Origin of the sequence: Dyella sp. AD56 (genome assembly GCF_002878475.1) — a bacterium.
GTDB lineage: Bacteria > Pseudomonadota > Gammaproteobacteria > Xanthomonadales > Rhodanobacteraceae > Dyella.
The window spans coordinates 22,066-48,621 of record NZ_NRDP01000025.1 but is presented as its reverse complement, the minus strand read 5'-3'; the positions used below and the strand labels follow the sequence as shown (position 1 = coordinate 48,621).

Annotated in this window: 29 protein-coding genes and 1 other RNA gene; 14 read left to right on the top strand and 16 right to left on the bottom strand. The window is 64.0% G+C overall.

Features of this window, described 5'->3' with window-relative positions; translation table 11 throughout:
* Positions 1–34 precede the first annotated feature (34 nt).
* Positions 35–325, top strand: a complete 291-nt coding sequence (locus tag DyAD56_RS16370; RefSeq protein WP_102303843.1) for a DUF1330 domain-containing protein — start codon at positions 35–37, stop codon at positions 323–325.
* A 59-nt stretch (positions 326–384) separates the two neighbouring features.
* Here DyAD56_RS16370 and DyAD56_RS16365 read toward each other — a convergent pair whose 3' ends face one another.
* On the bottom strand, positions 385–1,815 hold the full coding sequence (locus DyAD56_RS16365) for an NAD(P)(+) transhydrogenase (Re/Si-specific) subunit beta (protein WP_102303842.1): 1,431 nt from the start codon (positions 1,813–1,815) through the stop codon (positions 385–387).
* Positions 1,815–2,120 (bottom strand): NAD(P) transhydrogenase subunit alpha, encoded by a 306-nt coding sequence (locus tag DyAD56_RS16360; protein ID WP_102303841.1) that lies wholly within the window; start codon positions 2,118–2,120, stop codon positions 1,815–1,817. Before DyAD56_RS16360 ends, DyAD56_RS16365 begins: the two co-directional genes overlap by 1 nt.
* 138 nt (positions 2,121–2,258) lie before the next feature.
* On the opposite strand from DyAD56_RS16360, the gene DyAD56_RS16355 reads away from it, so the two are divergent.
* The 3 genes from DyAD56_RS16355 to DyAD56_RS24325 are packed head-to-tail and all read left to right on the top strand — an operon-like array spanning position 2,259 to position 3,774.
* The gene (locus DyAD56_RS16355) at positions 2,259–2,843 is read left to right on the top strand and encodes an RNA polymerase sigma factor (protein WP_102304009.1); all 585 of its coding nucleotides are present in this window, start codon (positions 2,259–2,261) and stop codon (positions 2,841–2,843) included.
* A complete protein-coding gene (locus DyAD56_RS16350) occupies positions 2,840–3,220 on the top strand; it encodes a hypothetical protein (RefSeq protein WP_102303840.1) in 381 nt (126 codons plus the stop codon). Before DyAD56_RS16355 ends, DyAD56_RS16350 begins: the two co-directional genes overlap by 4 nt.
* Positions 3,181–3,774 carry a DUF3106 domain-containing protein gene (locus tag DyAD56_RS24325; RefSeq protein WP_309445231.1) on the top strand — a complete coding sequence of 198 codons (594 nt, stop codon included), beginning with the start codon at positions 3,181–3,183 and terminating at the stop codon, positions 3,772–3,774. Before DyAD56_RS16350 ends, DyAD56_RS24325 begins: the two co-directional genes overlap by 40 nt.
* A 60-nt stretch (positions 3,775–3,834) precedes the next feature.
* Here DyAD56_RS24325 and DyAD56_RS16340 read toward each other — a convergent pair whose 3' ends face one another.
* The gene (locus DyAD56_RS16340) at positions 3,835–4,935 is read right to left on the bottom strand and encodes an NAD(P) transhydrogenase subunit alpha (protein WP_102303838.1); all 1,101 of its coding nucleotides are present in this window, start codon (positions 4,933–4,935) and stop codon (positions 3,835–3,837) included.
* A gap of 430 nt (positions 4,936–5,365) precedes the next feature.
* Here DyAD56_RS16340 and cdd point away from each other — a divergent pair, with 430 nt between their 5' ends.
* The 8 genes from cdd (at position 5,366) to DyAD56_RS16300 (ending at position 11,967) form a co-directional block, all read left to right on the top strand.
* A complete protein-coding gene (gene cdd / locus DyAD56_RS16335; RefSeq protein WP_102303837.1) occupies positions 5,366–5,773 on the top strand; it encodes a cytidine deaminase in 408 nt (135 codons plus the stop codon).
* A 110-nt stretch (positions 5,774–5,883) separates the two neighbouring features.
* Positions 5,884–6,453, top strand: a complete 570-nt coding sequence (locus DyAD56_RS16330; RefSeq protein ID WP_102303836.1) for a nitroreductase — start codon at positions 5,884–5,886, stop codon at positions 6,451–6,453.
* On the top strand, positions 6,450–7,340 hold the full coding sequence (locus DyAD56_RS16325; RefSeq protein ID WP_102303835.1) for a 5'-3' exonuclease H3TH domain-containing protein: 891 nt from the start codon (positions 6,450–6,452) through the stop codon (positions 7,338–7,340). The genes DyAD56_RS16330 and DyAD56_RS16325 overlap by 4 nt, the downstream gene beginning before the upstream one ends.
* 62 nt (positions 7,341–7,402) lie before the next feature.
* Entirely contained in the window at positions 7,403–8,227 is an 825-nt protein-coding gene (locus tag DyAD56_RS16320; RefSeq protein ID WP_102303834.1) for an AraC family transcriptional regulator, read from the top strand.
* 268 nt (positions 8,228–8,495) lie between these two features.
* A complete protein-coding gene (locus tag DyAD56_RS16315) occupies positions 8,496–9,458 on the top strand; it encodes a DMT family transporter (RefSeq protein ID WP_102303833.1) in 963 nt (320 codons plus the stop codon).
* 75 nt (positions 9,459–9,533) lie between these two features.
* Positions 9,534–10,109 (top strand): NUDIX hydrolase, encoded by a 576-nt coding sequence (locus DyAD56_RS16310; protein WP_102303832.1) that lies wholly within the window; start codon positions 9,534–9,536, stop codon positions 10,107–10,109.
* Between the two features lie 94 nt (positions 10,110–10,203).
* A complete protein-coding gene (locus tag DyAD56_RS16305) occupies positions 10,204–10,569 on the top strand; it encodes a hypothetical protein (protein WP_102303831.1) in 366 nt (121 codons plus the stop codon).
* Positions 10,570–10,770: 201 nt separating this feature from the next.
* Positions 10,771–11,967, top strand: a complete 1,197-nt coding sequence (locus tag DyAD56_RS16300; protein WP_102303830.1) for a GGDEF domain-containing protein — start codon at positions 10,771–10,773, stop codon at positions 11,965–11,967.
* Between the two features lie 113 nt (positions 11,968–12,080).
* Here DyAD56_RS16300 and DyAD56_RS16295 read toward each other — a convergent pair whose 3' ends face one another.
* The 13 genes from DyAD56_RS16295 to DyAD56_RS16235 form a co-directional block, all read right to left on the bottom strand.
* Positions 12,081–13,130 carry a hypothetical protein gene (locus tag DyAD56_RS16295; RefSeq protein WP_146010551.1) on the bottom strand — a complete coding sequence of 350 codons (1,050 nt, stop codon included), beginning with the start codon at positions 13,128–13,130 and terminating at the stop codon, positions 12,081–12,083.
* 79 nt (positions 13,131–13,209) lie between these two features.
* A complete protein-coding gene (locus DyAD56_RS16290) occupies positions 13,210–13,512 on the bottom strand; it encodes an STAS domain-containing protein (protein ID WP_199179008.1) in 303 nt (100 codons plus the stop codon).
* Positions 13,513–13,523: 11 nt separating this feature from the next.
* Positions 13,524–14,708 (bottom strand): methyl-accepting chemotaxis protein, encoded by a 1,185-nt coding sequence (locus DyAD56_RS16285; protein WP_102303828.1) that lies wholly within the window; start codon positions 14,706–14,708, stop codon positions 13,524–13,526.
* A gap of 15 nt (positions 14,709–14,723) precedes the next feature.
* The gene (locus DyAD56_RS16280) at positions 14,724–15,821 is read right to left on the bottom strand and encodes a chemotaxis response regulator protein-glutamate methylesterase (RefSeq protein ID WP_102303827.1); all 1,098 of its coding nucleotides are present in this window, start codon (positions 15,819–15,821) and stop codon (positions 14,724–14,726) included.
* 106 nt (positions 15,822–15,927) lie between these two features.
* Positions 15,928–16,587, bottom strand: coding sequence for a chemoreceptor glutamine deamidase CheD (gene cheD, locus DyAD56_RS16275; protein WP_102303826.1), 660 nt, complete (start codon positions 16,585–16,587; stop codon positions 15,928–15,930).
* Positions 16,584–17,465 carry a protein-glutamate O-methyltransferase CheR gene (locus DyAD56_RS16270; protein ID WP_102303825.1) on the bottom strand — a complete coding sequence of 294 codons (882 nt, stop codon included), beginning with the start codon at positions 17,463–17,465 and terminating at the stop codon, positions 16,584–16,586. Before DyAD56_RS16270 ends, cheD begins: the two co-directional genes overlap by 4 nt.
* A 2-nt stretch (positions 17,466–17,467) precedes the next feature.
* Entirely contained in the window at positions 17,468–19,177 is a 1,710-nt protein-coding gene (locus DyAD56_RS16265; RefSeq protein ID WP_102303824.1) for a methyl-accepting chemotaxis protein, read from the bottom strand.
* Between the two features lie 27 nt (positions 19,178–19,204).
* The gene (locus DyAD56_RS16260; protein WP_102303823.1) at positions 19,205–19,711 is read right to left on the bottom strand and encodes a chemotaxis protein CheW; all 507 of its coding nucleotides are present in this window, start codon (positions 19,709–19,711) and stop codon (positions 19,205–19,207) included.
* Between the two features lie 124 nt (positions 19,712–19,835).
* Entirely contained in the window at positions 19,836–21,506 is a 1,671-nt protein-coding gene (locus tag DyAD56_RS16255) for a methyl-accepting chemotaxis protein (protein WP_146010550.1), read from the bottom strand.
* Positions 21,507–21,769: 263 nt separating this feature from the next.
* The gene (locus tag DyAD56_RS16250) at positions 21,770–23,758 is read right to left on the bottom strand and encodes a chemotaxis protein CheA (protein ID WP_102303822.1); all 1,989 of its coding nucleotides are present in this window, start codon (positions 23,756–23,758) and stop codon (positions 21,770–21,772) included.
* A gap of 37 nt (positions 23,759–23,795) precedes the next feature.
* Positions 23,796–23,870: non-coding RNA, sX9 sRNA (locus DyAD56_RS16245), on the bottom strand.
* A gap of 61 nt (positions 23,871–23,931) precedes the next feature.
* Complete coding sequence (locus DyAD56_RS16240) at positions 23,932–24,294, bottom strand: response regulator (RefSeq protein ID WP_019466590.1); 363 nt, start codon at positions 24,292–24,294, stop codon at positions 23,932–23,934.
* A 14-nt stretch (positions 24,295–24,308) separates the two neighbouring features.
* Positions 24,309–24,626, bottom strand: coding sequence for an STAS domain-containing protein (locus DyAD56_RS16235; protein WP_102303821.1), 318 nt, complete (start codon positions 24,624–24,626; stop codon positions 24,309–24,311).
* A 468-nt stretch (positions 24,627–25,094) separates the two neighbouring features.
* Here DyAD56_RS16235 and DyAD56_RS16230 point away from each other — a divergent pair, with 468 nt between their 5' ends.
* Positions 25,095–26,231: a flagellar hook-length control protein FliK gene (locus tag DyAD56_RS16230; protein WP_102303820.1), complete on the top strand. Its 1,137-nt coding sequence runs from the start codon at positions 25,095–25,097 to the stop codon at positions 26,229–26,231.
* A complete protein-coding gene (locus DyAD56_RS16225; RefSeq protein WP_102303819.1) occupies positions 26,228–26,500 on the top strand; it encodes a flagellar biosynthesis protein in 273 nt (90 codons plus the stop codon). Before DyAD56_RS16230 ends, DyAD56_RS16225 begins: the two co-directional genes overlap by 4 nt.
* Positions 26,501–26,556: the final 56 nt, after the last annotated feature.

Below are 26,556 nucleotides of genomic sequence, written 5' to 3'. Positions count from 1 at the left end.
TAATGTATATGCATCATTATTGGGGAGTAGCACCATGCCGGCCTATGTCCACGTCAATCTGCGTATAAAAGACCCAGCCAGGCAAGCCGCATTGGCGCCGCTCTTTCAGGCGGCGCTACAGGCAGCGGGCGGCCGTATCCTGCATTTCGGGCCGGTGGCCCAGATTCTGGAAGGCGATGTGGCGCCATTGCCCATGGCTGGCATCTTCGAGTTCGCGACCCTGGCCGACGCGCTGGCGTTTTATCAGTCGCCGGAGTACGCGCCTATCAAGGTTGAGCGCGACGCGGCGCAGGAAGCACGCATGTTTGTGGTCGACGCAGGCTGAGGCGTTCCGAGCCTGCGACCGTCCAGCCGCGCAAGGACTTTCACGTCGGCATCAATCCACTAACTCTCCACCGTCTTGAGCTCGGCCACCAGTTGGCCGGCCGCTGCTTGGCCGTCGCCGTACAGCATGCGCGCGTTATCGGCGTAGAACAGGGCGTTTTCGATGCCGGCGAAACCCGTGCCTTTGCCGCGCTTGACGACGATCACCTGCCTGGCGGCCGACACATCGAGAATGGGCATGCCGTAAATGGGCGACGCGGGATCGGTCTTGGCCAGCGGATTGACCACATCGTTGGCACCGATCACCAACACGACGTCCGTATTGGGGAACTCGGGGTTGATGTCGTCCATGTCGGCGATCAGGTCGTAGGGCACGCCCGCCTCTGCCAGCAACACGTTCATGTGCCCTGGCATACGCCCCGCTACCGGGTGGATGGCGAACTTCACCTTCACCCCGCGCTCGATCAATAGCTTGGCGAACTCCCACACCTTGTGCTGCGCCTGCGCCACGGCCATGCCGTAGCCGGGCACGATCACCACGCGTTCGGCGTAGGCCATCATCACAGCCGCATCGCTGGCTTCGATCGGCTTTTGGGCGCCCGCAATGTCCTGCGCAGCCGCGCCACTGGCGCCGAAACTACCGAACAACACATTGCCGATCGAGCGATTCATCGCCTTGGCCATCAGTTGCGTGAGCAGGGTGCCGGCCGCGCCCACCACGGTACCGGCGATGATCATCGCCTCGTTCTGCAGCACGAAGCCCTCGAACGCCACCGCCAAACCCGTAAAAGCGTTGTAGAGGGAAATCACCACCGGCATATCCGCGCCGCCGATGGGCAAGGTCATCATCAGGCCGAACAGCAGAGCCAGCACGAAGAAGGTGATGATCAGGGGCATGGTCAGTTGCCCGCTGGCGATCATCGCGCCCAGCACCACCGCGCCAGCCAGTACCAGCAGGTTCACCACCCGCTGGCCGGGGAACACGAAACGCTTGTCCAACCAGCCCTGCAGCTTGGCAAAGGCGATCAGTGAGCCGGAGAAGCTGACCGAGCCAATCAGCGCGCCCAGCACAGCCAGCGCCAATTGCGCCGTGCCGGGGGTATCAACGCCATTGGCGGTGAACTGGCCTCCATCCAGCAAGGTGACCGTCTTGCCCGCGTAGCTGAACAGCTCCGCCGCACCGATGGCCGCCGCCGCGCCGCCGCCCATGCCGTTGTAGAGCGCCACCATCTGGGGCATCGCCGTCATGGCGACCCGTCGACCGGACCACCAGGCGGCGGTCACGCCGATCAGCACCGCCGCCAGGATCAACCCCCGGTTGTGCATGTCCGGCAGGGCAAAGGTGGCCAGCACCGCCACCAGCATGCCCACGCCCGCCCATACGATGCCGCCCCGCGCGGAACGCGGAGAGCTCATGCGCTTGAGACCGAGAATGAACAGAAGGGCAGCGAGGAAGTAACAGGCCTTGATCACATCCGGCAGCCAGGCCATTACTTGAGCTCCTTGCCAGGATTGGGCTTGCTGGCCTTGAACATCTCCAGCATCCGCTCAGTCACCACGTAGCCGCCGGCGGCATTGCCCGCACCCAGCAGTACGCCGATGAACCCGATAACCATCTCGAAAGGAGTCTGTGCATGCCCTAGCGCTATCATGGCGCCGACCAGCACAATGCCGTGGATGAAGTTCGAGCCAGACATCAACGGCGTATGGAGTATCACCGGTACCCGGGCGATGATCTCGTACCCCGTGAACGCGGCCAACATAAAGATGTAAAGCGCTAGGAAACCGTCGATCATGACCCCTCCCCGCCAGCACACAGATGCCACCGCATCATACGGTTGCGGGTCAACGCGTGCGAGCCTCGGACGTTGATAAGCAAGGACGTACCGATGGAGTCTCAGGATGGCCGATCCGACGAACCGGATGATGACGGCATGAACGCCGCTGTCTCCACCCTAGAAGGCGATCTGCTGCTCGAAGACGTCCGGGCGGTCCCCAGGTCCATGAATACGTTCCTGGCCCAGGTGGAGCGTCGCGCCTTCCGCATGGCCGAGTTGAACCTGGGTCACCGCGAAGACGCACTGGATGCCGTCCAGGACGCCATGCTCCGGCTCGTCAAGCATTACAGCGACAAGCCGCCGCAGGAATGGACGCCCCTGTTCTGGGGCATCCTGCGCCGGCGCATCGTGGATCTGCAGCGCCGCCGCAAGGTGCGCTCGATCATGGTGGGTTGGCTGGGCGGGCGGGACGATGACGGTGAGGACCTCCCTGCCTGGGAACCCGCCGACACCGGTCCGGGGCCCCTGGAACGCTTGACCGATTCACAGTCGTACGCAGACATGGCCGCGGCCGTAAAGCTGCTGCCCCAGCGCCAACGCGAAGCTTTCATGTTGCGGGTGCTGGAAGGCCTGGACGTGGCGGAGACCGCGCAGGCCATGGGTTGTTCGGAAGGGAGTGTAAAAACACATCTGTCGCGCGCGTTGCAACGTTTGCGCGACCAACTGGAGGAATGGCGATGAACGCGCCTGACAACCACCTCGAACTCCGCGCCCGCGCGCTCTATCGCGAGGCCGCGCGCCAGATCGACCCGGCCATGGCCGCGCGTTTGCGCGCAGCCCGTAACGAAGCGCTGGCCAGCGCCAACGAATCATCGTGGGCGCACCGTTTGCTGCAGCTGTTGCTGCCGGCAGGTGCGTTTGCCGCGATCGCCTTCGTCGCTCTGTTCATGTCTTCGCCAGTGCAGCGCCCGACCTCGATCGCGCCGAACTCCGCCCAGGCTGTGGATGTGGACGGCGAACTTCCGCCGGATGCGGCCGCCGCCGACCCAAGGCTGTATCAAAACATGGACTTCTACGGATGGTTGGCCAAGAACGGCGACAGCGAGGCGAGCAGGTAACCATGCGTCGATGCCGTGTTTTCGCGTCGCTGCTTTTTGTCTTCGGACTCAGCGGCATCGTTACCAGCGCCATGGCTCAGCAGAATCCCCCGCCGGGACCGCCGGGGGGCGTTCCGCATGGACCGTTAGGGGCATTTCCCCCTCCGCCATCGGGTATGCCGCCAGGACCGCCGCCCTCACCCCGTCCGTGGCAGAGCCTATCGGCACAGGATCGCGACATGCTGTCTCCTGTCGCGGACAAGTGGAATACATTTCCACCGCAAAAGCAGGCACGTCTGCTGCAGCACGCGCAGGAGTGGGAAAGTCTGCCGCCTGCGCAGCGCGAGAAAGCCCGCCAGAACTTCGAACAGTGGCAAAAGATGTCGCCACAGCAGCGCGAAGAGGTCCGCGAGAACAGCAAGCGTTTTCAGGAGCTGTCGCCGCAGGAACGCGCGCAATTGCATAACGCCTTCCAGCGTTTCCAGCAGTTGCCGCCCGATCAGCAGGAGCAGCTGAGGCGCCAGTGGCATCACGACATGCGCAGTGGCCCTGTCGGTCCGCCGCCCAGGCATTAAACGAAAAGCCCCGCACTCGCGGGGCTTTTCGTTTAATGGAAGAGACAGCGAACCGCTATCTCAACCCTGAAAGCTCGATTCGCCATTACGCGTCACGCAGCTCTTGGCGACCAGTTCGTCGTTGAAGTCAGGCGTAAGCGTCCCGCCTTGAATCAGCAGCTCAAGAAAATTGTAGACGTTGCGCGCAATCATCTCCGACGCGTGCAGTGGCGCCCCCGCCGGGAGGTTGAGCGGACCAAGGATTACCACGCCCTGGTGTTCCACGCGCTGTCCCGGCTGGGTCAGCTCGCTGTTACCGCCACCTTCGGCGGCGAGGTCCACGATCAGCGCCCCCGGCTTCATGCCGTCCACCATGGCGCGGGTCAGGATCTTGGGTGAAGGGCGACCAGGAACGGCCGCGGTAGTCACCACCACGTCCACGCTCTTCAGATGTTCGGCCAGCGCCTGCTGCTGTGCCGCGCGCTCCTCAGCGGTGAGCTCGCGCGCATAGCCGCCGCTACCCGCTGCGCTCACGCCAAGGTCGATGAACTTCGCGCCCAGCGATTCGATTTGTTCGCGCGTCTCGGGACGCACGTCGTAGCCTTCCGTTTGCGCACCCAGCCGGCGCGCCGTAGCGATGGCCTGCAGACCGGCCACGCCCGCGCCGATCACCAGTACGCGCGACGGGCGAATCGTGCCCGCTGCAGTGGTAAGCATGGGGAAGAATTTCGGCGAGGCCTCCGCAGCGATCAACATCGCGCGATACCCAGCCACGGCAGCCTGCGAACTAAGCACGTCCATCGCTTGCGCGCGCGTCGTGCGCGGCAACAGCTCCAGCGCAAATGCGGTAAGCCGGCGCCTGCCCATCGCCTCGATGCGCGCGGTGGCGCCGTAGGGACGCAACTGGCCGACCACTACCGCACCTTCGCGCAAGCGCGCCCACACGCTGTCGTCGGGAGGCAGCACACAGGTGAACACATCCGCTTGCGCCAGCACGCTGTCCGCGTCGGCGAATTCCACATCGGCATAACTGTTGTCAGGAAAGCCCGCCGCCGCTCCGGCGCCACGCTCCAGCAACACGCGGACATCCTTGCCGCGCAATTTCTTCGCCACCTCGGGTGTGATCGCCACGCGGCGTTCACCGTCGGCGGTTTCACGCAATGCAGCCACGGTGATCGGCATCGTGCATCCCCTGCGGAAAGGTTCTGGCATCGTAGCTGAAGGTCCGCTGCGCAAACCACCGGCCACTTGCACTCATTCCCCCAAGGGAGTTAACTGGCGCGCCACCGGTACGGAAACTGATTAGAGCCTGTTCACGATCTCCGCATGGCCCGCGCCGGAAGCTGTTTGCGCGCAGGCCAAGGAAGAACGAAGGAGTGTACGTCCGTACACGACTGAGTGATGACGCCGGCCTGTGGGCAAACAGACCCGGCCCGGAGGGTTGTTCTTGAGTGGCCACCCAACGACAGCGCGCGGCTTGACCTGCCCACCAGGCAGGCACTGCGCCACGCGCCGCCGCCGGGCGACCACTCAAGAACAACGCGGGCTATGCGGAGATCGTGAACAGGCTCTGATGGCGACCGTATGGGAGGGGATCCCTATGGAGATCCCAATGACTGCTGTCACTGTTCCCGATGTCCTGCTGAACCTGGCGCGCCAGGCGCGCGAACGCGCCTATGCACCCTACTCTCGCTTCCTCGTCGGTGCCGCGCTGGTCACGCGCGACGGTCGCCATTTCACCGGCTGCAATGTGGAAAACGCCTCGTACGGCCTGTGCAACTGCGCCGAGCGCACCGCCCTGTTCTCCGCGGTAGCGGCGGGTTGCCGCCCCGGTGACATCGCGGCAATCGCCGTGATCGGCGACACACCCGGCCCGATCAGTCCCTGCGGCGCCTGCCGACAGGTCATGTCGGAACTGTGCGATGACGCCATGCCCGTATGGCTTGGCAACCTGACCGGCGCCGTGCAGGAAACCACCGTGCAGGCGTTGCTGCCGGGGTCGTTCCGCCTGGCCAGCTAAGTCGAGCAAGTGGACGGGTGGTTGGAATCCGCCCCTCCGCGCCTCACTTCTATTCACTCCCGCCTTTTATCGGGTTTAGCATCGTGGCTTTGCCCTCCCCGGACCACCCCATGTCGCATCCTCTTTCCCTGCTGCAACAGCGCCACTCGGTCCCGTCGCGCCAACTCGGTGAACCCGGGCCCGACGCGACCACGCTGACAGCGCTGCTGGAAGCCGCCATTCGCGTGCCCGACCACGGCAAGCTCGAACCCTTTCGCCTTATGCTTCTGCAAGGCGAGGCCAAGCTTGCCTTCGGTGCACGCCTCGCCGAGCTTTCGGTGCGTGTGAACCCGCACATGGCCGACGCCAAGCGCGAGAAAGACCGCACGCGCTACGACTACCCACCACTGGTGGTCGTCGTGATCGCGCGTATCGACGCGAGCAGCACGGTTCCGGTCATCGAACAGCAACTGAGCGCAGGCTGTGTGGCCTACAACCTGCTGTTGGGCGCGGAAGCGTTAGGCTTCGGCGCGCAGTGGCTCACCGGCTGGGCGGCGTACAACCGCGAGGCGGCGGCCATCCTCGGCTTGAAGGACAACGAGCAGGTGATCGGCTTCGTGCATATCGGCACACCGCAGATCGATGTACCCGATCGCGAGCGTCCTGTGCTCGCCGACCTTGTCAGCGCGTGGACACCATGAGCCTTCCAGCCGTCCATCTGATTGATGGAAGCCTCTATGTGTTCCGTGCGTGGCATTCCATGCCGGATGAATTCCAGGATGCGGATGGGCACCCGGTCAACGCGGTGCACGGCTTCACACGCTTCCTGTGCGAACTGCTGGAACGCGTGAAACCTGAGCACCTGGCCGTGGCGTTCGACGCATCGCTGACCACGTCCTTTCGCAACGCGATCTATCCTGCCTACAAAGCCAATCGCGAACTGCCGCCACCGGATCTGGAGCGCCAGTTCGTGCTCTGTCGCGAAGTAACGCAGGCGCTGGGCATACCGATGCTGATCGACCATACGTACGAAGCCGACGATCTTATCGGCAGTGCGTTGTGGACTTTTCGGGGCCACGGGTTCCGTAGCGTGATCGTCTCAGCAGACAAGGATTTCGGCCAATTGCTGGGCGAGCACGACGAACAATGGGACTACGCGCGCAGCCTGCGCTGGGGCCCGGCCGGTGTGCACGAAAAGCTGGGCGTGCATCCCCACCAGGTTGCGGACTATCTCGCCCTCTGCGGCGACGCCGTGGACAACATCCCGGGCGTACCCGGCGTCGGCGCAAAGACAGCCTCTGCCCTGCTCGCCCACTTCGGCAACCTGGATGCCTTGCTCGAACGCGTGGATGAAGTGCCCTTCCTGCGTCTGCGCGGCGCCGCCAGTTGCGCGGTAAAACTACGCGAGCATGCAGATGCTGCACGACTCTACCGGCGCCTCACGCGCATTGCGCTGGATGCCCCCGTGCCGACGGACGTCGATGCATTGCGCCGCGTGCGCGGCGAGGCCGACGTGATGGATGCGCTGTGCGAACGCCTGCGTTTCGGTCCGTTGACGCGCACGCGTCTGAAAGCATTGTTGAGCTGACGCCGGGTCGCGTGCAGCGACCTCTCCTACAGCAAGAATGCGCATCGCGGTAGCATGAGCCCATGCAAGGCGTCCCCTCCACGTTCCCGTCGCAACGCGATGCCGCCGAATTCCGCCTGGCGAGTCACCGGCCAGGCGTGGAGCTGTATCGCGCACACATCGTGCGCCACGCCTTCGAGCCTCATACGCACGATGGCTTCGGCTTGGGCGCTATCGAATCGGGCGTGGAGCGCTTCCGCTATCGCGGTGCCGACTATCTCGCGCCCGCCGATTCGGTGGTGATGATGAATCCCGACGAATTGCATACCGGCCGCGCTGAGACAGAGGGTGGCTGGCACTACCGCATGGCATACATCGAGCCCGACGTCGTCGCTGATGTCACCGGCGAACCGGGTTGGTGGTTCACCGACGTGGTACGCGAGGATCTGCCCTGCGCACGACAGATTACCGTGCTGCTCGATGCCCTGTGGCAGGCACGCGAACCGCTGGCCTTCGACAGCCTGCTGCACGCACTGCTGAATATGTTTCGCCGCCATGCACAGGTGCCGCGCAAAGCGGCGGATGGCGCACCGGCACGGTTCGCTCCAGTTATCGATTATCTGCATGCCCATCTCTCGCAACGACTGACACTCGATGAACTGGCGTCCGTCGCGGGCCTGAGCCCGTTCCATTTCCTGCGCCAATTCCAGGCGCAGCATCACGCCACGCCGCAGCAGATGCTGATGGCGTTCCGGCTGGCTGAAGCGAAGCGGTTGCTGTCACGCGGCGAGGCGTCGGCGCAGGTAGCGGCCGTGGTGGGTCTGACGGATCAGGCGCATCTCACCAAGGCGTTCGCGCGACGCTATGGCGTGACGCCGGCGCGATACCAGCGGGCATTACGTTCTTAGCGCTTCTTCACGATCCCCACGCAACTCATTTCCGCCGTCATTCCGGCGTAGGCCGGAATCCAGCGGCCGCTGTATGAGGTTTTCGCGAATCTATCGCCAGAACCTACTCGAATATCGCGACCATTCAACGTACTCGCTACTGGATTCCGGCCTACGCCGGAATGACGGCGGGGAATATGAGTGCTCAAGCGAGATTTTGAATAGGCTCTTAGCGCCTCGCCGCAATCTGGTACAAGACCACGTCACATCATTCCGGCACGCTGTGGTCATGTGGACAGGAATTCTCTACGCACTCGCTGCCGGCCTCATGTGGGGTCTGGTGTTTATCAGCCCGCTGTTGCTGCCGGGTTATCCCGCTGCATTGCAGTCGGTCGGTCGTTATCTCGCCTTCGGCATGATCGCCCTGCCGCTGGCATGGATGGACCGGCGCGCCCTTCGCGTACTCGCCCGCGCCGATTGGCTAGAAGCGCTCAAGCTCGCCGCCGTGGGCGGCCTGCTCTATTACCTGTGCCTCGCCAGCGCGATACAGCTCGCAGGGGCGCCGTTGCCGACGATGATCATCGGCACACTGCCGGTAGTCATCGCCATTACGGCCAACCTGCGCGATGCCCACCGCGACGGCCGGCTGCCATGGCTGTCGCTGGTGCCGTCACTGGCACTGATCGCGATGGGCATCGCCTGCGTGAACCGGGCAGAGTTGTCCGCGCTGGATCATCCGTCAGGCGTCGATCTGTGGCGCTACGCGCGCGGTGCGCTGCTCGCCAGCTGCGCGGTGGTGTGCTGGACGTGGTATCCGTTGCGCAACGCGGACTGGTTGCGACGTCATCCAGAACGCAGCCCGCGCACGTGGGCGACAGCGCAAGGGCTCGCCACGCTGCCGCTCGCGTTCTGCGGCTATGCGCTGCTGTGGTCAGTCATGAAGGCCAGCGGCCAGCCGTTCGCGATGCCGTTCGGCCCGAATCCGTGGCGCTTCGTGGGTCTGATGGCCGCGATCGGCCTGTTCGCCTCGTGGCTTGGTAGCGTGTGCTGGAACGCAGCCAGCCAGCGCCTGCCGACCGCACTCGCGGGGCAACTGATCGTGTTCGAAACGCTCGCCGCGCTTACCTATGCCTTCGTGCTGCGCGGTCACCCGCCCGGCGCACTGACGCTCACGGGAGTGGCATTGCTGGTGGCCGGCGTAGCCTGGGCCGTGCGGATCAAGCCACGCCCGGTCGAGCTGGCGGTGGAATGAGTAAGCACGACGGTTGTCGCTGACATATCGGCACGGCAACATGCAGGGTTTCGACTCTGCAGTGCGATCACACCGATGAATCATCCAGACAGCCGCATTCCCCACGACGCCAACGCGCCGGTGGAAACCCTCTACGTCGGCAAATGGCTGAGCCTGCGCAAGCGCGGGCGCTGGGAGTACGCCGAGCGCAACAACCCGGGTGGTGCGGTGATCATTCTGGCGGTCACGCCGGAGGACAAGGTGCTGTTCGTGGAGCAGTACCGCGTCTCCATCCTCAAGAACACCATCGAAATGCCGGCGGGCCTGGTGGGCGATTTGCACGAACACGGCGATGAAGACGCCCTGCTCGCCGCCGGTCGCGAACTGGAAGAGGAAACCGGTTATCGCTGCGGCCGGCTGGAGTTCGTGCACGAAGGGCCGTCCTCATCGGGCATGAGCACGGAGATGATCGCTTTCGTACGCGCCTGGGACCTGGAAAAAGTCGGGCCCGGTGGCGGTGACGAATCCGAAAACATCGTCGTGCACGAAGTGCCCCGTGCACAGGCCGGCCAGTGGCTGTTTGCCCGGGCCGCAGAAGGCTACTCGATCGACCCCAAACTGTTCGCAGGCCTGTGGTTCATCGAACACACGGAACTGAAAGCCCAAAGCTGAACGCTTCTCCGCACAGCTATTAAAGATTCCGGTGGCCCCGCCGATGTGAGTCATGTCGAACACTTCTGACCTGACCACATCACGGACCCCCTCCATGAAGAAGACCCTGATCGCCGCGGCACTGTTCCTGTCGGCACCGCTCGCCGCCCACGCCGCCTGTGCCCCCACCGATTTCGCCGTGCAAGACTTCAAGATGAAGCTCGTCGGCGCCGGCGCCGCCGCCCGCCTGAGCCTCAGCGGTCAGCTGGTGAACCACTGTGCCGAAGCTGCCGCCGCCCAGGTGAGCATCGAAGCGAAGGACGGTTCCGGCAAGGTCCTGGCCGCCAAGAAGGGCTGGCCGGCAGGTACCACCAACATTGCCCCGGGCCAGTCGGTCGAATTCGATCTGGGCCGCCTGTTCCGCTTCGATCCGGAAATGCAGCAGTACACCGTCGGCGTTGCCGACGTGCGCACCTGGTAAGTCACGCATCTCTGTTTTGCGTTTTTTGAGGCCCCTCCCGGGGCCTTTTTTTTTCGCCCGCAAATGGCTGCCACGACATAATGTGACGCAGTTCAAGTTTCAGAGACTTTGTCCGATATGCTTGTGTGACCCAGCCACCGCCTCATCGGAGGCCCAGGGCGTCCTCCCGGCCAGGAGGGTGCGCTGGTATCAGGGAGCGCCATGCATCTAGACATACCCACCCTGACCCTCGTCAGTCTTCTGATGGGTATCGGCGCGTCGGTTGGCTTCACGTCATTGATGGCGATTCTGAACACCCAGAAGGTCCTGCGCATCTGGGTTGCCAGCATCTGGATCAACACGCTGGGCATTTGCCTGATCGGGCTACGCAACACCATCCCCGACGTCATTTCTATCGTCGTCGGCAACGGACTGCTGGTCACCGGCAACATCCTCACGCTCAAGGGCATTGCCCAGCATCTGGGCCTGACCATGCGTTGGCGCTGGCCATGCAGCCTCGCGGTGGTCTACACCGCAGCCATCGCATGGTTCGCGTATGTCGCGCCCAATCTAAGCGCAAGGTTGCTGGCTGGCAGCCTGCAGGCCATGTCGTTCAACTTCGTCTACGCCTATCTATTGCTGCGCTATGGCGAACCCGACATTCGCAAAAGCTGCCGCATTGCCGCCGCGGTATTGATCGCCTGCGGCTTGTTCTACCTGGCGCGCGCCTTCATGCCTCTTGCCCCCGGTTCGGGCCAGAACCTGTTGAAGGGAGGCATGCCCGTCGCCGCCACCTACACCATCGGCATCCTCACCACACTCGCTTCGTACTTCGCGCTGCTGCAGCTGATTACCGAGCGGCTGGTCGTAGACCTGCGCAAGGCCGCGCGTACCGATGGCCTAACCGGCCTGCTCAATCGCAGCGCCATCGTTGCCGAGGGCCGTGCCGCGTTAGAGCGCTGCCTGGAACGCGGGCAACCCTTCGCGTTGCTGATTTTCGATCTCGACTACTTCAAGCAGATCAACGACCGCTGGGGCCATGACGCGGGCGACACGGTATTACGCCATGTCACGCAGCGGCTGCTCGAAACAATCCAGTGGAAAGGCCATCTGGCCAGCCGCTACGGAGGCGAGGAATTCGTGGTCGCCCTGCCGGGCGCCACCTTGGAACAAGGGCTGGCCGCCGCCGAACGCCTGCGCCACACGCTTGCACATTCCCACGCGAAAGTGGGCAGCCAGAGCATTCCCGTCACCGCCAGCATCGGCGTCGCCATCGCGCGGCCGGGAACGCGCTTCGAACACTTGGTCCGCCAAGCCGATCAGGCCATGTACCGCACCAAGTTCGACGGCCGCAACGGCGTCAGCTTTGCCGAGGAGGACGACGAGCGCCTGGCCGAGGCTGGTGATACGCGCTGCTGATGCGCTGACGATCACGCGGCACATCCTTGGTCTCGCCCCCATACCGATGAATCATCGAATATGGCTGCGATGGGTATCGCTAGTTTTGCGAGGCCGTCCCTGGCTGCTCCGTGCTACTTCCATATGACATCGAGACAACGCCCGAGCGCAGCAGCAGCGGTATCGTTAGCGTTGCGGCCACCACCCGCACGCTCAAAATCCTGCCCGAGGAGACCCAGGTCGTTCTGCGACTTCCCGTCGATACTGAGCTCCATCTGCGAGGTGCGACCGAGAACACCGACGAAGGCACGCGCCGCTTTTTCATCGAGTACCGCCTGAAACGACACGTCATTGGTCGACACCGGCCGTCCCTCGCCAAAGGGATAGATCGGCTTGAATGTCACGGGATAGGTGGCAAGCGTGGCACGCCCTGTTCCAAACACCAAGTCGACACGCGCATCCGTCGCCAGCGTCAAACGAGACACGGCGTTGACGTAGTACGACATCGTCAACGTTCGACTTTCCCGAGTGGCCATCAGGCCGAACGAATAGGCATTCCAACGTTCAAATGCAGGCATGCTCATGGACAGACTGCACTGGTGAACATGGGCAAGGTGGCTGGCATCGCCCTCCAGCGTCCACTTCATCGGATCCAACGGCCCAGCAATCGGGAAACCCGGCACACTCTCCAGCGGAAACAGCTTGACCTCCCTAGGCGCCGCTCGCTGTCCAGGGTAACCAACAACAACGGCCGAGCCACGAATAGCGTCAATCTCGATGGTGAAAGGACGAAATGGCCGGTCGTAGTCGATGATCTCGCAGGTCTTGCCGGGACGCTCTGACACACGCACGGCGTAGTTGCCGTCCTTTTTCTTGTCTACGGCCAGGGAATAGCAATCATCAGGGGATACAGGGGTGCTGTTGCCGTACTGGGCAATGGCCTTGCGCGCCAGCTTCCCGGCCTGTTGGGCGTTCACGATGACGGGAGACTGATCAGATCGCGCTATGGAAGGTAGCGTGATGAGCACGGTAACAGCAGCCATCAAGACGAGCGACTTCGGGAACATAGGGTTGCGTCCATGCCATGTCAGTACACGATATAACGCAAGCATGAGCATCGTGGGCTTAGCCTCAATACACGAAGCTTCCCAAATCGTGCCATCAAGGGCTTCCTCGTCCGACATGCGTCAGCCAAGCCCATCAGGCCAACGCTGACTCAAAAATACCGCCAACCACCATCCGCACATGGCGGGAAAGGCGTACTCAGTGCAGCACGAACAGCTTGTCGAAACCCGCCACGCGCAGCGTGCCACGCAGGCTAGAGCCGGCATTGACGATGCGGATTTCTGCGCGGTCTGCACCCGCGTGTTCGCGCAGCAGGAGCAGCATGCCCAGCGCGGAGCTATCCATGCTGGACACTTCACCCAGGTCGATGACGTAGCTGCGTGCGGCGCGCTCGCCGAGGCAGGCATCGTGGAAGGCGCGGTGCACGCTGAAGTCGAAGCGCTCGCCCAGTTGCAGGGTCACGCAGTCGAGGTCGGGGTCGTGGTGAACAGTCAGGCTCATGGCTGCATTCCTTAGAAGAGTTCGATCTCGCCGGCGTCCATCGAGTTCTGCAGCGCCGGGCCACGCGAACGGAGGCGGGCCTTCTCACGCTGGATGGCCAAGCGGCTGCGCACGCGTTCAGCACGCTGCGCCAGCAGTTCGGCATCGATCGGGTTGCACGCCAGCTCTTGGATGTCGCGCGTACATTCGGTGGTGACTTCCTGCAGTTCCACCAAGCGCTGACGCGTCTGGTTGATCAACTGGCTCAGGATGTCCTCGAACTGCAGCGAACGCACAGTGGTCGCCACATCGGTGCCCAGGCCGCGGTTGATCTCCACCACCTGATCGGCGACCTTGCTGGTGCGCGCGTCGCTTTCGGTCACATGCGCCATCATCGCGTCGATGCCGCCCTTGGCCGACAGCGCCACGTTGAGGTCCTGCGACGCCATCGTGCCGACCAGGCCGCGCAGTTCACCCATGGCGGCGCGGGCGCGCTCGACATGGCTGCCGATCTGTTCGTTGAACTGGTTGGAGTGGCTGGCCAGGTTGCGGATCTCGCCTGCCACCACGGCAAAGCCACGACCGGATTCGCCGGCACGTGCAGCTTCAATGGCGGCATTGAGCGCCAGCAGGTTGGTTTCCTCGGCGATGGTGTTGACGTTCTTCAACAGGCCGAACACCGCGTCCATTTCCTTGGCCATGCCGTCGATGCGGTAGACGATGCGCAGGCTTTCGCGCGACATCTGCACCACCATGTCGACAAAGTGCTCCAGCAGGTCGCCTGTACGCGCGGCGAAATCCTGCACGGAAACACCCTCGCCCTGCCCGTCGATGATCTGACGAAGCAACGACTGCTGCATGCCGGTCTTGCGCGACAGGCCGTCGAAGCCGCCGCCGAGCTCCGTCACCGCATCACGCAACAGGTCCATCGCTTGATGCAGTTCTCGCGTCGCGTGACCCAATTCATCGACCAGCGAGCTACGCACTTCCTCCAGCGCTTCGCGCACGGGCTCGTGGTGTTCCAGCGATGCCTGGATGACCGGCGCGGCGACAGGCATGTGGCGGCGCGTTTCGACGATCCACGCTGCCGTCAGCAGCACGATCAGCACCGGACCCAACCACGCCGATGGCCACACCATAGTGAGCACCAGCGCCACCGCGCTGGCGATCAGCCCGATCACGGGGCGTACGCGCATGAAGGAGAGAAAAGCATTCATAGAGATGTCCGCAGATCAGGAGGCCGACACGGCGGCGCGGGAAACGGGTTGATGCGCCAGCGCGAGCAAGCGCGCTGCTATATGGTCAAGCGGAAGCTTCTCGCCGGCAGCGCCGAGCTTCCAGGCCGCGCCGGGCATGCCCCACACGACCGAGGATTCTTCGTCCTGCACCAGCGTGTGGGCACCGGTCTGCTGCAGCTCCAGCAGCCCGCGCGCGCCGTCGTCACCCATGCCGGTGAGCAACGCGGCAATGGCGGACTTGCCGACACTGGCCGCCATGGAGCGGAACAGCACGTCCACGCTCGGCTTGTGACGGTTGACCGGCGGGCCGTTGTGCAGGCGGCACACATACTTGGCGCCGTCCCACATCACCAGCAGGTGTTCGCCACCCGGCGCGATGTACGCATGACCCGGCTGGATCGGCTGACCATCGCGCGCTTCACATACGCGCATGGCCGAGCAGGTATCCATGCGTGCCGCGAACGGACCACTGAAGGCGGCGGGAATATGTTGGGTGATGACGATCGGCGGCGCATCCGGCGGCATCGCCTCCAGCACAACGCGAATGGCTTCCGTACCGCCTGTCGACGCGCCAATCGCGATGATCGGCATGCCGCCGCGGGTGCCGATGCTTTGCGCGCGTGGCAGCACGGCATCAGCCGTAAGGCGCGGCGGCACGTCGAGCTTGCGCACGGCGGTGCGCTGGCGCGGCCGCGCTAGCGCAGCCAGCTTCACCTTGGCGCAGATCTCCTGCGCGCCTTCGGCAAATGTGCTGGCCAGGTCGTTGCTCGGCTTGGTGAAGAAGTCGACAGCGCCCAGTTCCAGCGCCCGCAAGGTGACTTCGGCGCCTTCCTGAGTCAGCGAGGACACCATCACCACCGGCATCGGCCGCAGGCGCATCAGGTTCTCGAGGAACGTGATGCCGTCCATACGCGGCATTTCCACATCGAGGGTGAGCACGTCGGGATTGAGCTGCTTGATCTTTTCACGCGCGACCAACGGATCGGCGGCGGTTCCCACCACCTCGATGCCCGGATCGCACGAAAGCATGGTCGACAGCAGCTTCCGCACGAGTGCGGAATCATCGACCACCAGGACACGTACTCTTTCCATCGTGAATTCGTCTCGCCTTCGTGGTGCGGCGTAGTACTTGCGTCTACGTCCGCCGGCCCGTGTCGGCGCCAGATGCCTAGATAAAACCGTCGCGACGCGTGCAGCGTCAGAACAGTTCCACCTCTCCCTTTATCGGATCGTTTGCCAAACGCTTGAGATATTGGCGCTCGCCATCCACCAGCACGGTGTCCGTACGGCCGCGCAGCTGACGCACGCGGGCCTTGCCAGTGGCCGGGAAAAACTGCACGTGGCGAGGATGCACGTCGCCCAGGTCTTCCGCCGCCACCTCCAGCCGTTCGGCCTCCAGGTAGCGCCGTACGAACGCGATATTGCGTTGCCCGATGTCGGTCATGGTGGCCAGCACACGCCCGCCGCCGAACACCTTCACCATCAGGTTGGCGCGCTGTCCGCCTGCCTTGAGGATGGCGTTGATCAGCTGCTCCATCGCATCGTTGCCATAGCGCGCCGCGCGGCCCACGGTATCGGCCCAGCTGCCGCGCTCACCACCCAGTGGCTCGGGCAACATGAAGTGGTTCATGCCGCCAATAGCGCGCACGCGATCGAACACGCAGGCCGATACGCAGGAGCCGAGCACGGTCGAGATCATTTCCTGCTGCGTGCTCACGTAGTACTCGCCGGGCAACACCTTCACGGTCATGCAGGCGTGCGCAGGATCCCAGAACCGGCGCAGGTGCTCGAAGCCCGGCACGATGCGTGCGGGGTCGTAGCTCGCACCCGCGGGGACGTTGACTGCGGCGACGTTCATGCACTGCGTTTCCGGTAGACCGTCCGTCCGATCAGGTCAAAGCTGTCGTTGAGTCCGTACATGGACTCAGAATGGCCAAGGAACAGGTAGCCGCCATCCGGCAACAGGCCGGCATAGCGTTGGAACAATCGCTGCTTGGTGGGCTTGTCGAAATAGATGACGACGTTGCGGCAGAAGATGGCGTCGAACGGCCCCTGCATGGGCCAGTCGTGCAGCAGGTTGAGCGGCAAGATGCTCACCAGCTCGCGCAAACGCGGGTTGACGCAGGCATAGTCCGCGTACTCGCCTTCGCCGCGCAGGAACCAGCGGCGGCGACGTTCCGCACTCACGCCTTCGAGGCGTTCGAGTGCGTAAACACCTTTGCGCGCGGTTTCCAGCGCCTGCGGTGAAAGATCCGTGGCCAGGATCTTTGCGTCGAGCTGGGTCGCGCCATGCTTCTCCAGCGCTTCCGCCAGCACCATCGCCAAGGTGTAAGGCTCTTCGCCTGTGGCGCAGCCGGCTGACCAAATGCGCAGGCGACCGCCGTTTTTCTTTTCGTTGATCCAACGCGGAAACAGTTCGTCAGCGAGCTGATCGAAGTGATGCGACTCACGGAAGAACGCGGTGACGTTAGTGCTGATGGCGCTCGCCAGTTCACCGAGCTCCTGTTGCGGATCGCGCCGCAATAGATCGCAGTAAGCCTGAAAGTCCGGCAGTTTCAGCGCGCGCAGGCGGCGCACCAGACGCCCTTGCACGAGTTGCCGTTTGTGCTCGCCCAGCGAGATACCGCACTGCTCGTAAACGAAGGCGCGCAGGAACTCGAACTCGGCATTGCCCAGGAACGGGCCGCCCATGGCCGCCACGCCAGCACTGTTGTCCATCGTGGCAGCCAGGGTCATGCTCAGAACTCCTTCCAGGAGCCGGCGTCAGCGGCCTCGGTGCGCGGCGCACGCTGCGCCGGCGCGTTGGAGCTGCGCACGGCGGCGAACACGGCTTCCGCCTCGGCCATCACCGACTGCGAACGGGCCTTCTCAGTCGCCACTTCGCCACCTTCCATCATCTGGAAGAAGCCGACCTGACGCGCCAGCTCACCGGCCTGCTCTTGCATGGCACGAGCGGCGGCAGCAGCTTCTTCCACCAGCGCCGCGTTCTGCTGGGTCATCTCATCCATCTGCAACACGGCATGATTGACCTGGTCGATACCCGCCGACTGTTCCTGCGACGCCGCAGCGATCTCGGCCACGATATCGGTGACCTTTTTTACGCTCTCGACAATGTCTGCCAGCGCCTTGCCGGACTGGTCCACCAGCGACGAACCCACGCGCACTTTCTCCGCGCTGTCGTTGATGAGGCCCTTGATCTCCTTGGCGGCACCCGCGCTGCGCTGAGCCAGGTTACGTACTTCAGTTGCCACCACGGCAAAGCCACGGCCCTGTTCACCGGCGCGGGCAGCTTCCACCGCTGCATTGAGCGCCAGCAGGTTGGTCTGGAAGGCGATTTCGTCGATCAAGCTGACGATGTCGGAGATCTTGCGGCTGGAATCGTTGATCTCACGCATCGCAGAGCTGGCCTGTGCAGCCACTTCGCCGCCGTGCTCGGCCTGGCGACGCGTGGCGCTGGCGAGCTGATTGGCATGGCTGGCGTTCTCGGCGTTCTGCTTCACGGTGGAGGTCATTTCCTCCATCGAGGATGCTGTTTCCTCAAGGCTGGACGCCTGCTCCTGCGTGCGCTGGCTCAGGTCGTCGTTGCCGCGCGCAATCTGCTGTGCAGCCGAACTGACCGAACCCGCACCGTGGCGCACTTCGCCAACGATGGCGCCAAGACGCTCGTCCATCGTGCGCAGCGCCTCGAGCAGCTCGCCCAGTTCGTCCTTGCGACGGGTTTCGATCTTGTGGCCGAGCTTGCCATCGGCGATGGCGTTGGCGACCTTCACCGCAACGCCGAGCGTGCTGAGGATCGAGCGCATCAGCAGCATGGCCATGATGGCGGCGATCACCAGACCCACCAGCAGCGAGATGATGCTGATGGTCCGCACGAAGTGATAGCGAGCCACCTGCGCGTCGTAGATCACCTTGGCGTCGGCACGCTGCGCGTCGACCATCTTGCCCAGCGCATCCTGGCGCTGCATCAGCAGCGGGCGCACCTGCATTTCCAACAGATCGGACGCGCCGTTGTCGCCCTGATTGAGGGCGTCGACCATCGATGCCTTGGCGTCGGTGTAATCAGCGTCCGTCGAACGCCATTCGTCGTAGTACTTCTTGACGGAAGGACCCATCGGGATGGCAGCAAGCTGCTTCTTGAGCTCTTCCATCTCAGCCTGCAGCTTGGCGTACTCCGTCAACTTGGCCTTGACCTGGTCGGGCTTGCCAACCAGCGAGCCCGACTCACCCAGCAGGATGAAGGACATCAGCTGGTGAGCGGTGATCTGCGAGGCGAGCTGCGTGGGGACGATCTCCTCTTCATAGATCTTGCCCATGCCATCGTTCTGCTGTTGCATGCCACCGATACCGATCACCGCACCGGCGATCAGCATCAGGCCGAGCAGGCCCAACACCACACGCATACGGTTGCGGACGTTCAGTTCCGGGGCTTTCAGTGCGAACTTCTTCATGATGATTACACTTCCTGCGTATGTCGTTCAGGCCACGGCTTTCACATCGGAGACGGCTGGCAGCGCCGCCTCAAGCATTTGTGCGTCCTGGGGCTGCAGCAGCTTGTCCACATCCAGCAGCAGCACCATGCGCTCGCCAGCGGACGTCAGCCCCTTGAGGTATTCGGTATCCACGGTGGTGCCCATGTCCGGCACCGGGCGGATGGCATCCGCTGTCACGTCGAGCACGTCGGACACCGCATCAACCACCACGCCGAAGTTGCGGCCCGCCACGGTGATGATCACGGTGACGGTGGTAACGCCGTAGGCCTCGCGCTCCAGGCCGAAGCGCAAGCGCATGTCGATCACCGGCACAATCGCGCCGCGCAGATTGAGCACGCCAAGTACGTAGTGCGGCGCCTGGGGAATGCGCGTCACTGGCGTCCAGCCGCGAATCTCGCGGACCGCCAGAATGTCGATGCCGTATTCCTCGTGGGCAAGGTTGACGGTGAGGTACTGCGACTGGAGCGCCTCGCTCCGGGTGTTATCGGACATGTTCGCCTCGTGGTCGGAGCCGCATGCAAGGCTCCCTATCGGGTTCTGGATCGGCGGAAGGCCGGGAAACTTGAGGGAAACGCGGGTTTTCGGTGCCACCCGTGCAGGGAGGCCCCGAGACAGGTCAGAACTCGCTCCACCCGCCCGCCATGGCGGGCTCCGGCCGCTTGGCGACTGGGGGCCTGACAGCTGGCGCAGCTTTCGGCGCGGGCTTCGCGGCCACCTGATCCAGGCGGAAGAACCGCACCTGCACGGCCAACTCGTCCGCCTGCTCCTGCATGGCGCGGGCGGCAGCGGCCGCCTCTTCCACCAAGGCAGCGTTCTGCTGGGTGACTTCGTCCATCTGCATCACGGCGCGGTTGACCTGATCGATACCGGACGACTGTTCCTGCGCCGCAGCCGACATCTCAGCCACTATGTCGGTGACGCGCTTGACGCTATCGACGATGCCAGCCAGGACCGCGCCGGATTCCTCCACCAGGGCGGAACCGGCCTGCACTTTGTCCACCGTGTCGCCGATCAGGGCCTTGATCTCCTTGGCGGCGCTTGCGCTGCGCTGGGCGAGATTGCGTACCTCGCCAGCCACCACTGCGAATCCTCGACCCTGCTCACCGGCACGCGCGGCTTCGACGGCGGCGTTGAGCGCCAGCAGGTTGGTCTGGAAGGCGATCTCATCGATCAACTGCACAATGTCGGTGATCTGGCGGCTGGCCGCTTCGATCTCACGCATCGCACCGCTGGTGCGCACGGCCACCTCGCCACCACGCTCCGCCTGGGTGCGCGCCGTACGGGCGAGCTGGTCGGCGTGGCTGGCGTTGTCGGCGCTCTGGCGCACGATGGAGGTCATTTCTTCCATCGATGCAGCGGTTTCCTCCAGGCTGGATGCCTGTTCCTGCGTGCGATGCGAAAGGTCGTCGTTGCCCCGCGAGATCTGCTGGGAGGCGGTGGATACCACCTGCGAGCCTTGCTGCACTTCACGCACGATCTCCACCAACTTGGCGCGCATGCGCTGCAGCGCATCGAGCATGCTGCCAGGCGTGAAGGTCTGCTTGGCGTCGCCGCCGGAAAGATCACCGTCGGCAATGCGGGCCGCCATGGCCAAGGCAAAGGACGGCTCACCGCCGATGCTCTGCCGAATGCTGCGCATGGAGCGCCACACCACCACGATCACCAGCAAGCCAACCAGGAACGCACGCAGCAGACTGCCTTCGAGCATCTGGCGGAACTGGGCATCGATGTCGACGAAGTAGGCACCGGCGCCGATATGCAGATCCCATGGCTTGTACCAGGCCGTGTAGCTGATCTTGGGCTTGAGCTCTTTCGAGCCCGGCATGGGCCAGGTGTACTCGGTCTCGCCGTGTCCATCACGCTGGTCGGCGGCCATCATGTCCTGATAGAAGCGCTTACCGTTGGCGTCTTTATCCTCTTTGATGTTCGAACCCACACGGTCATGCATGACACCGTGCAGATGCAGCACATAGTTCGAGTCGAAGCCGAACACGTAGCCCTTTCCATCACCCCAGCGCAACGCAGTCAGCGCCGCCAGCGCCTGCTTGCGGGCCTCCTCATCGCTGAGCTCACCCGCTGCGGCACGCGCATGGAACGCATCGAGGATAGAGATCGCGGTATTCACCTCATCCGACAACGCATGCACGCGCGCCTGCATTTGCAAGCGTCGACTGTCCACGGCAGAGATGATGGTGAGCGCAAATAGACCGGCCACGACGAAAGCAATGACGAGCCATACCTTGGCCGAAAGGCTCAGGCGATCGATGGTGGTCAGGGGAGACTTCATAAAAGGAACCTTCAGAATGAAAATAGGCGGGTTGCGATAGCCGTGATTCATTCCCTGCACTGCTCTTACGCGGGCCGCAGGCCAACGCACCGCGGCTTCCTGTCGCGGTTGTTCGACAACATTCAGAGGGACGACGCCGACCGCCCGAGAACAGGGCTACCGAGTCGCTGTGCCGGGAACCGGCGATGATTCGGACAACGATGCGCCTTCCCGCACATCGTCTGACCGTTGTTTACTTACTCCGCGGCACCGTTGCCGCGACCTCACGCCGCCTTGCGACGTCCCTGCATACGCACCAGCCCAGCAATGTCGACGATCAGCGCAACAGAGCCATCCGCAAGGATGGTTGCGCCAGATACGCCCTGCACCCGTCGGTAATTGGCTTCCAACGACTTCACCACGGCCTGCTGCTGTCCGATCAGGCCGTCGACGAACAGGCCCACGCGCGCGCCATCACCCTCCACCACCACCATCAAACCTTCGTCGATGGCATGGATAGCGTTCTCGCAGTGGAAGGCTTCATGCAGACGAATCACCGGCAGGTATTCCCCACGGAAGCGGAACAGCTCGCCGCCACCCGCGACACTGCGCACCGCATCCGCCTTCAGCTGCACGGATTCCACGATGGAGACCAGCGGCACGATGTAGCGCTCGTCGCCCACGGCAGCGGTAAGGCCATCGATGATCGCCAGCGTCAGCGGCAAGGTGATGGTGAACACACTGCCCTTGCCCTGCGTGCTGCGGATGGTGACGGTGCCACCAAGGTCGCCCACGTTGCGACGGACCACGTCCATGCCCACGCCACGGCCGGACAGATCAGTGGTGACCGCCGCCGTGGAGAAACCCGGCTGGAAAATCAGGTCCGCCACGGCCTCATCGCTCATACCCTCACCGCTGGCGATCAGGCCACGCTGAACCGCCTTGGCGACAATCGCGTCGCGATTCAGGCCCGCGCCGTCATCCGATACTTCCACCACGATGCTGCCGCCGCGATGCGACGCCTGCAGCGTGAGCGTGCCGGTATCCCCCTTGCCCGAGGCACGACGCTTGTCTGGCGTTTCCAGACCGTGGTCGATGGCGTTGCGCACCAGGTGCACCATCGGGTCGCCGATCTTCTCGAGCACCGTCTTGTCGAGCTCGGTCTGTTCACCGATCAGCTCCAGCTTCACCTGCTTGCCGAGCTTCTGGCTGATGTCGCGCACCATGCGCGGAAAACGATTGAACACGGAAGCAATGGGCAACATGCGGATGCCCATGACGCTTTCCTGCAGCTCGCGCGTATGTCGCGCCAGCTGGGCCAGCCCCTGTTCCAGGATGGCCAGCCGCGAGGCATCGATATCGCCTTCGCGGAAGGTGTCGAGCATGGACTGGGTAATCACCAGCTCGCCCACCAGATTGATCAGTCCGTCGATCTTGTCGATCGACACGCGCACCGAACTGGATTCGGCGCTTGCTTCGCGCTGGGAGCGTGCGGCGCCGGCGTCCGCGACGTTCGGCGCGGACGCTGCAACCGGAGCAACGACGGGCGCCGGTGCAACGTCCGCCACGACATGCTTCGCCTCGATCTCCAGATCGCACTCGCCTTCCACCCAATCGAACACACTCGCGATATCGGCTCGCTTGACCGGCCCCTTCAGTTCGATGGTCCAGCCGAGATGGCACTCGGTGGGTTCCAGCGCAGCGAACGGCGGCAGGCCATCGAACGATGCCGTCACCTCCAGCTCGCCCAGCCCCGCCAGTTCGCGGATGAGGCGCAGCGGCTCGTTGCCACCCGCCAGCATGCTGGCGTGCGGACGGAATTGGATGGTCCAGGCGTCGGCCTGGTCCGCATTGCGACGCGCCTGTACAGCTGCCGCGGGAACACCGCGACCCATGGCGGCCGCCAGTTCGTTGCGCAGCCCTTCGGCCACGGCGTCGTTGAGCGGTTCGCCAGCCTGGGCGCGGGCGAACATGCCGCGCAGGCAATCCACCGTGCGCAACAGCAATTCGATGATGGTGCCGTCGATCGCACGCTTGCCGCTGCGCACTTCATCGAGCAGCGACTCGGCCTCGTGGGTGAACGAGGACATCTCGGGGAATCCGAAGGTAGCCGCACCACCTTTGATCGAGTGCGCGGCACGGAAGATGGTGTGCACCAGCTCCCCATCGCCGCCTTCATCCAGCGCGAGCAGCGACGACTCCATCGTATCAAGCCCTTCCAGGCTCTCTTCGATGAATACCTGTTGGAACTGCGCCAGACCGGCATTGCTCATGGGGTCACTTCTCTAGCTGAATGCGATTATCCAAAGTCGCCAACAGAACGTAGCGAGCGGTCGCGAGGTGGGCGTGGGCGGCGCGCAGGAACCGGAATGTACGTGGGTACATGAGGATTCCGAGCACCGACCGCGCCCGCTTCGCGATCGCGCAGTAGTTCTGTTGGTGACCTTTAACCTAGGACGCGCTTGACGGTTGCAAGCAACTGCTCAGGGTCGAACGGCTTCACCAGCCAACCGGTAGCGCCGGCAGCCTTGCCTTCCATCTTCTTATCCGTATGCGACTCGGTGGTCAGCATCAGGATGGGTACGCCCTTGTAGGCCGGCAGCGTGCGCAATTCGCGCACCATGCTGATGCCGTCCATCACCGGCATGTTCACGTCGGCCAGCACCAGGTCAAAGCTGCCACCCTTGGCCGCATCGAGCGCCAGCTGGCCGTTCTCGGCCTCGCTCACATCGTGACCCGCATTGCGCAAGGTGAAGGCCACCATGCCGCGCATCGAAGCCGAATCGTCCACCGCAAGAATCTTTGCCATCTTCCACCTCAGTTTCAGGCCGACATCGCCGCCGGCAATTCCAGAACCTGCGCCAGGCCGAGCACACCGGCTGCCTCGCGCATGACATCGCTCACTCCCAGCCACGCGGGCGACTGGCCGCGTGCCGTCGCCTCGCGACGGAACGCCACCAGCAACTGCAGTGCGGCGGTGTCCACGCGTTCCACGGCGGCACCGTCCAACTGCGCGCCGGGCGCGTCGAACGCCTCGATCAGCGCTGCCTTGACGTCGGCCACGCTGCCGAGCCGGAAGTCGGCAGGCAACGCGATCACGCGCACCCCGCCCTTGCCCCCACCCGTCGTCTTGCTGCCCATCGTGCTGGTCCTTTCGCCCACCCTGCGGGCGTCTACGGGTGGTTTATCGGCCATACGCCTATCCGCTTTAGCGATCCCGGCCCCATACCGCCCGATTTGGGCTAGGGCCTGTTAACGCCATTGGCGTAGCCCGCGTTGCTTGTCCGTAGCCGCTGGGCGGTGGGGCGTGGCGCAGGCCTGGCTGGCTGCCAGGTCAAGCCGCGCGCTGCCGCCGAGTGGCTACGGACAAGCAACCCTTCGGGCTGGGTCTTTTTGCCCGCCATACCGCGTCATCACTCAGTCGTGTACGGACGTACACTCCCTCGTTCTTCCTTGTCTGGCGGGCAAAAAGAAAAAGATCCCAGCGCGGGCCACGCCAATGGCGCTAACAGGCCCTGGGCAAAATGGTCCTCAAGTTTTTCCGAGGCCGGCCGATCTTCATGGCACGGAAGGGCGCGCGCACGACGCCATGCGCGCAAGGAGCCACGATTGATCATTCAACCCACCAGCCTCGCAGCCCTTGCCTGGGCCGGCGCCGCCTCAGGCAGCGCCGCCGAGAGCTGGCGCATCGGTACCGTGCTTTCTGCGCGCCCGCTGGGGATCAATCCCGACGGGATGATGGTGCTGCAGATTGGCGCCCTCGCCGTCGAGACCGAGGCGCCCAAAGGCCAGCTGCCCTCCCAGTTCCAGGTGCGTGTACTCACTTTGGGCGCGCAGCCGATGCTGGAGGTGATCAGCGCGCAGACGCCCGAGCCCGCCACGCAACAGGCCATGCGCGAGCGCCTGCCCCAGCAGAACGGCTACGCCCCACTGCTCGCCACGCTCGACGCCTTGTCCCAGCGTCCCGCGCTGCGCCAGTTGCCCGCCTATCTGCGGCCGGCGCTGGCCATGCTGGAACACGGCGTACGCACGCCGGCCGAGATCACCCGTGGCGAAGGCCTGGAGGAGGCTATCAAGCGCAGCGGCCTGTTCCTGGAATCCGAGTTGGCGGAACCGCACCTCGACATGGCTGGGCTGAGCCAGGAAGACTGGAAGGGTGCGCTGCTTCGCCTGGCCAGCCTGCTCGACGACTACCTGCCCGCGCGCCGCCCCGCACCCACGTCCAGCGAAACGCCGCCGCCCCTGCAGCAACGCGGTGTGCAGGCGCAGCCTCGCGCGCCCCTGCCGCTGTCATTGCTGGACGACGACGTCGACGCCCTGCTCAGCCGCCTGCATGGCGAAGTGCATGCGGCGCTCGCACGCGTGGAAGTCGCGCAGTTGGAAGCGACCACGACATCCGCCTGGATGATCGAGATTCCGCTGCAGGGTGAGGATGGGCACGACATCCTGCAGGTACACCTGCAGCAGGGCGATGCCGACAGCGGGTCATCGTGGACGCTCGGCTTCGCTATCGACTTGCCGTCGCTAGGTCCGATCCAAGGCGAGCTGCAACTGCGGGCACTTCGCCTGTCGGTGCGCCTGTGGGCCGAACGCGCCGACACCGTGCAGCGACTGGAGCAGCAGTTCGGCACGCTGCGTCAGACGCTGTCGTCGAGTGGCCTGACCCTTGACCAGCTCACCTGCCAGCAAGGCATGCCGCAATTGAGCGGCCAACACAGTGCGATCCTGCTGAGGACCACGGCATGAGCAACACCCTGCCTCCCGCACGGCGACGCGTCACACTGCGCCTTTCCGGCGGCCCGAACGATGCGCCGGCCACGCCGGTGACCCTTCCGCCCGAGTCGCTGGAAACACTCCTCGCACGTGCACGCGCACTTGGCATCCCGTTGCACCAGGATCCACAGATGGCCGCGCTGCTGGCCTCGCTGCGACTAAAGCAGGAGGTGCCTGCCACGCTCTACGCCGCTGCCGCTGCCGTCCTCTCTTGCATCTACGATGCGGCGGACCCGCACTGATCGGCCTGGCATCCCTGCACGGATAACGCATCGTCGCGCAGCCTGCGATCGAGCAC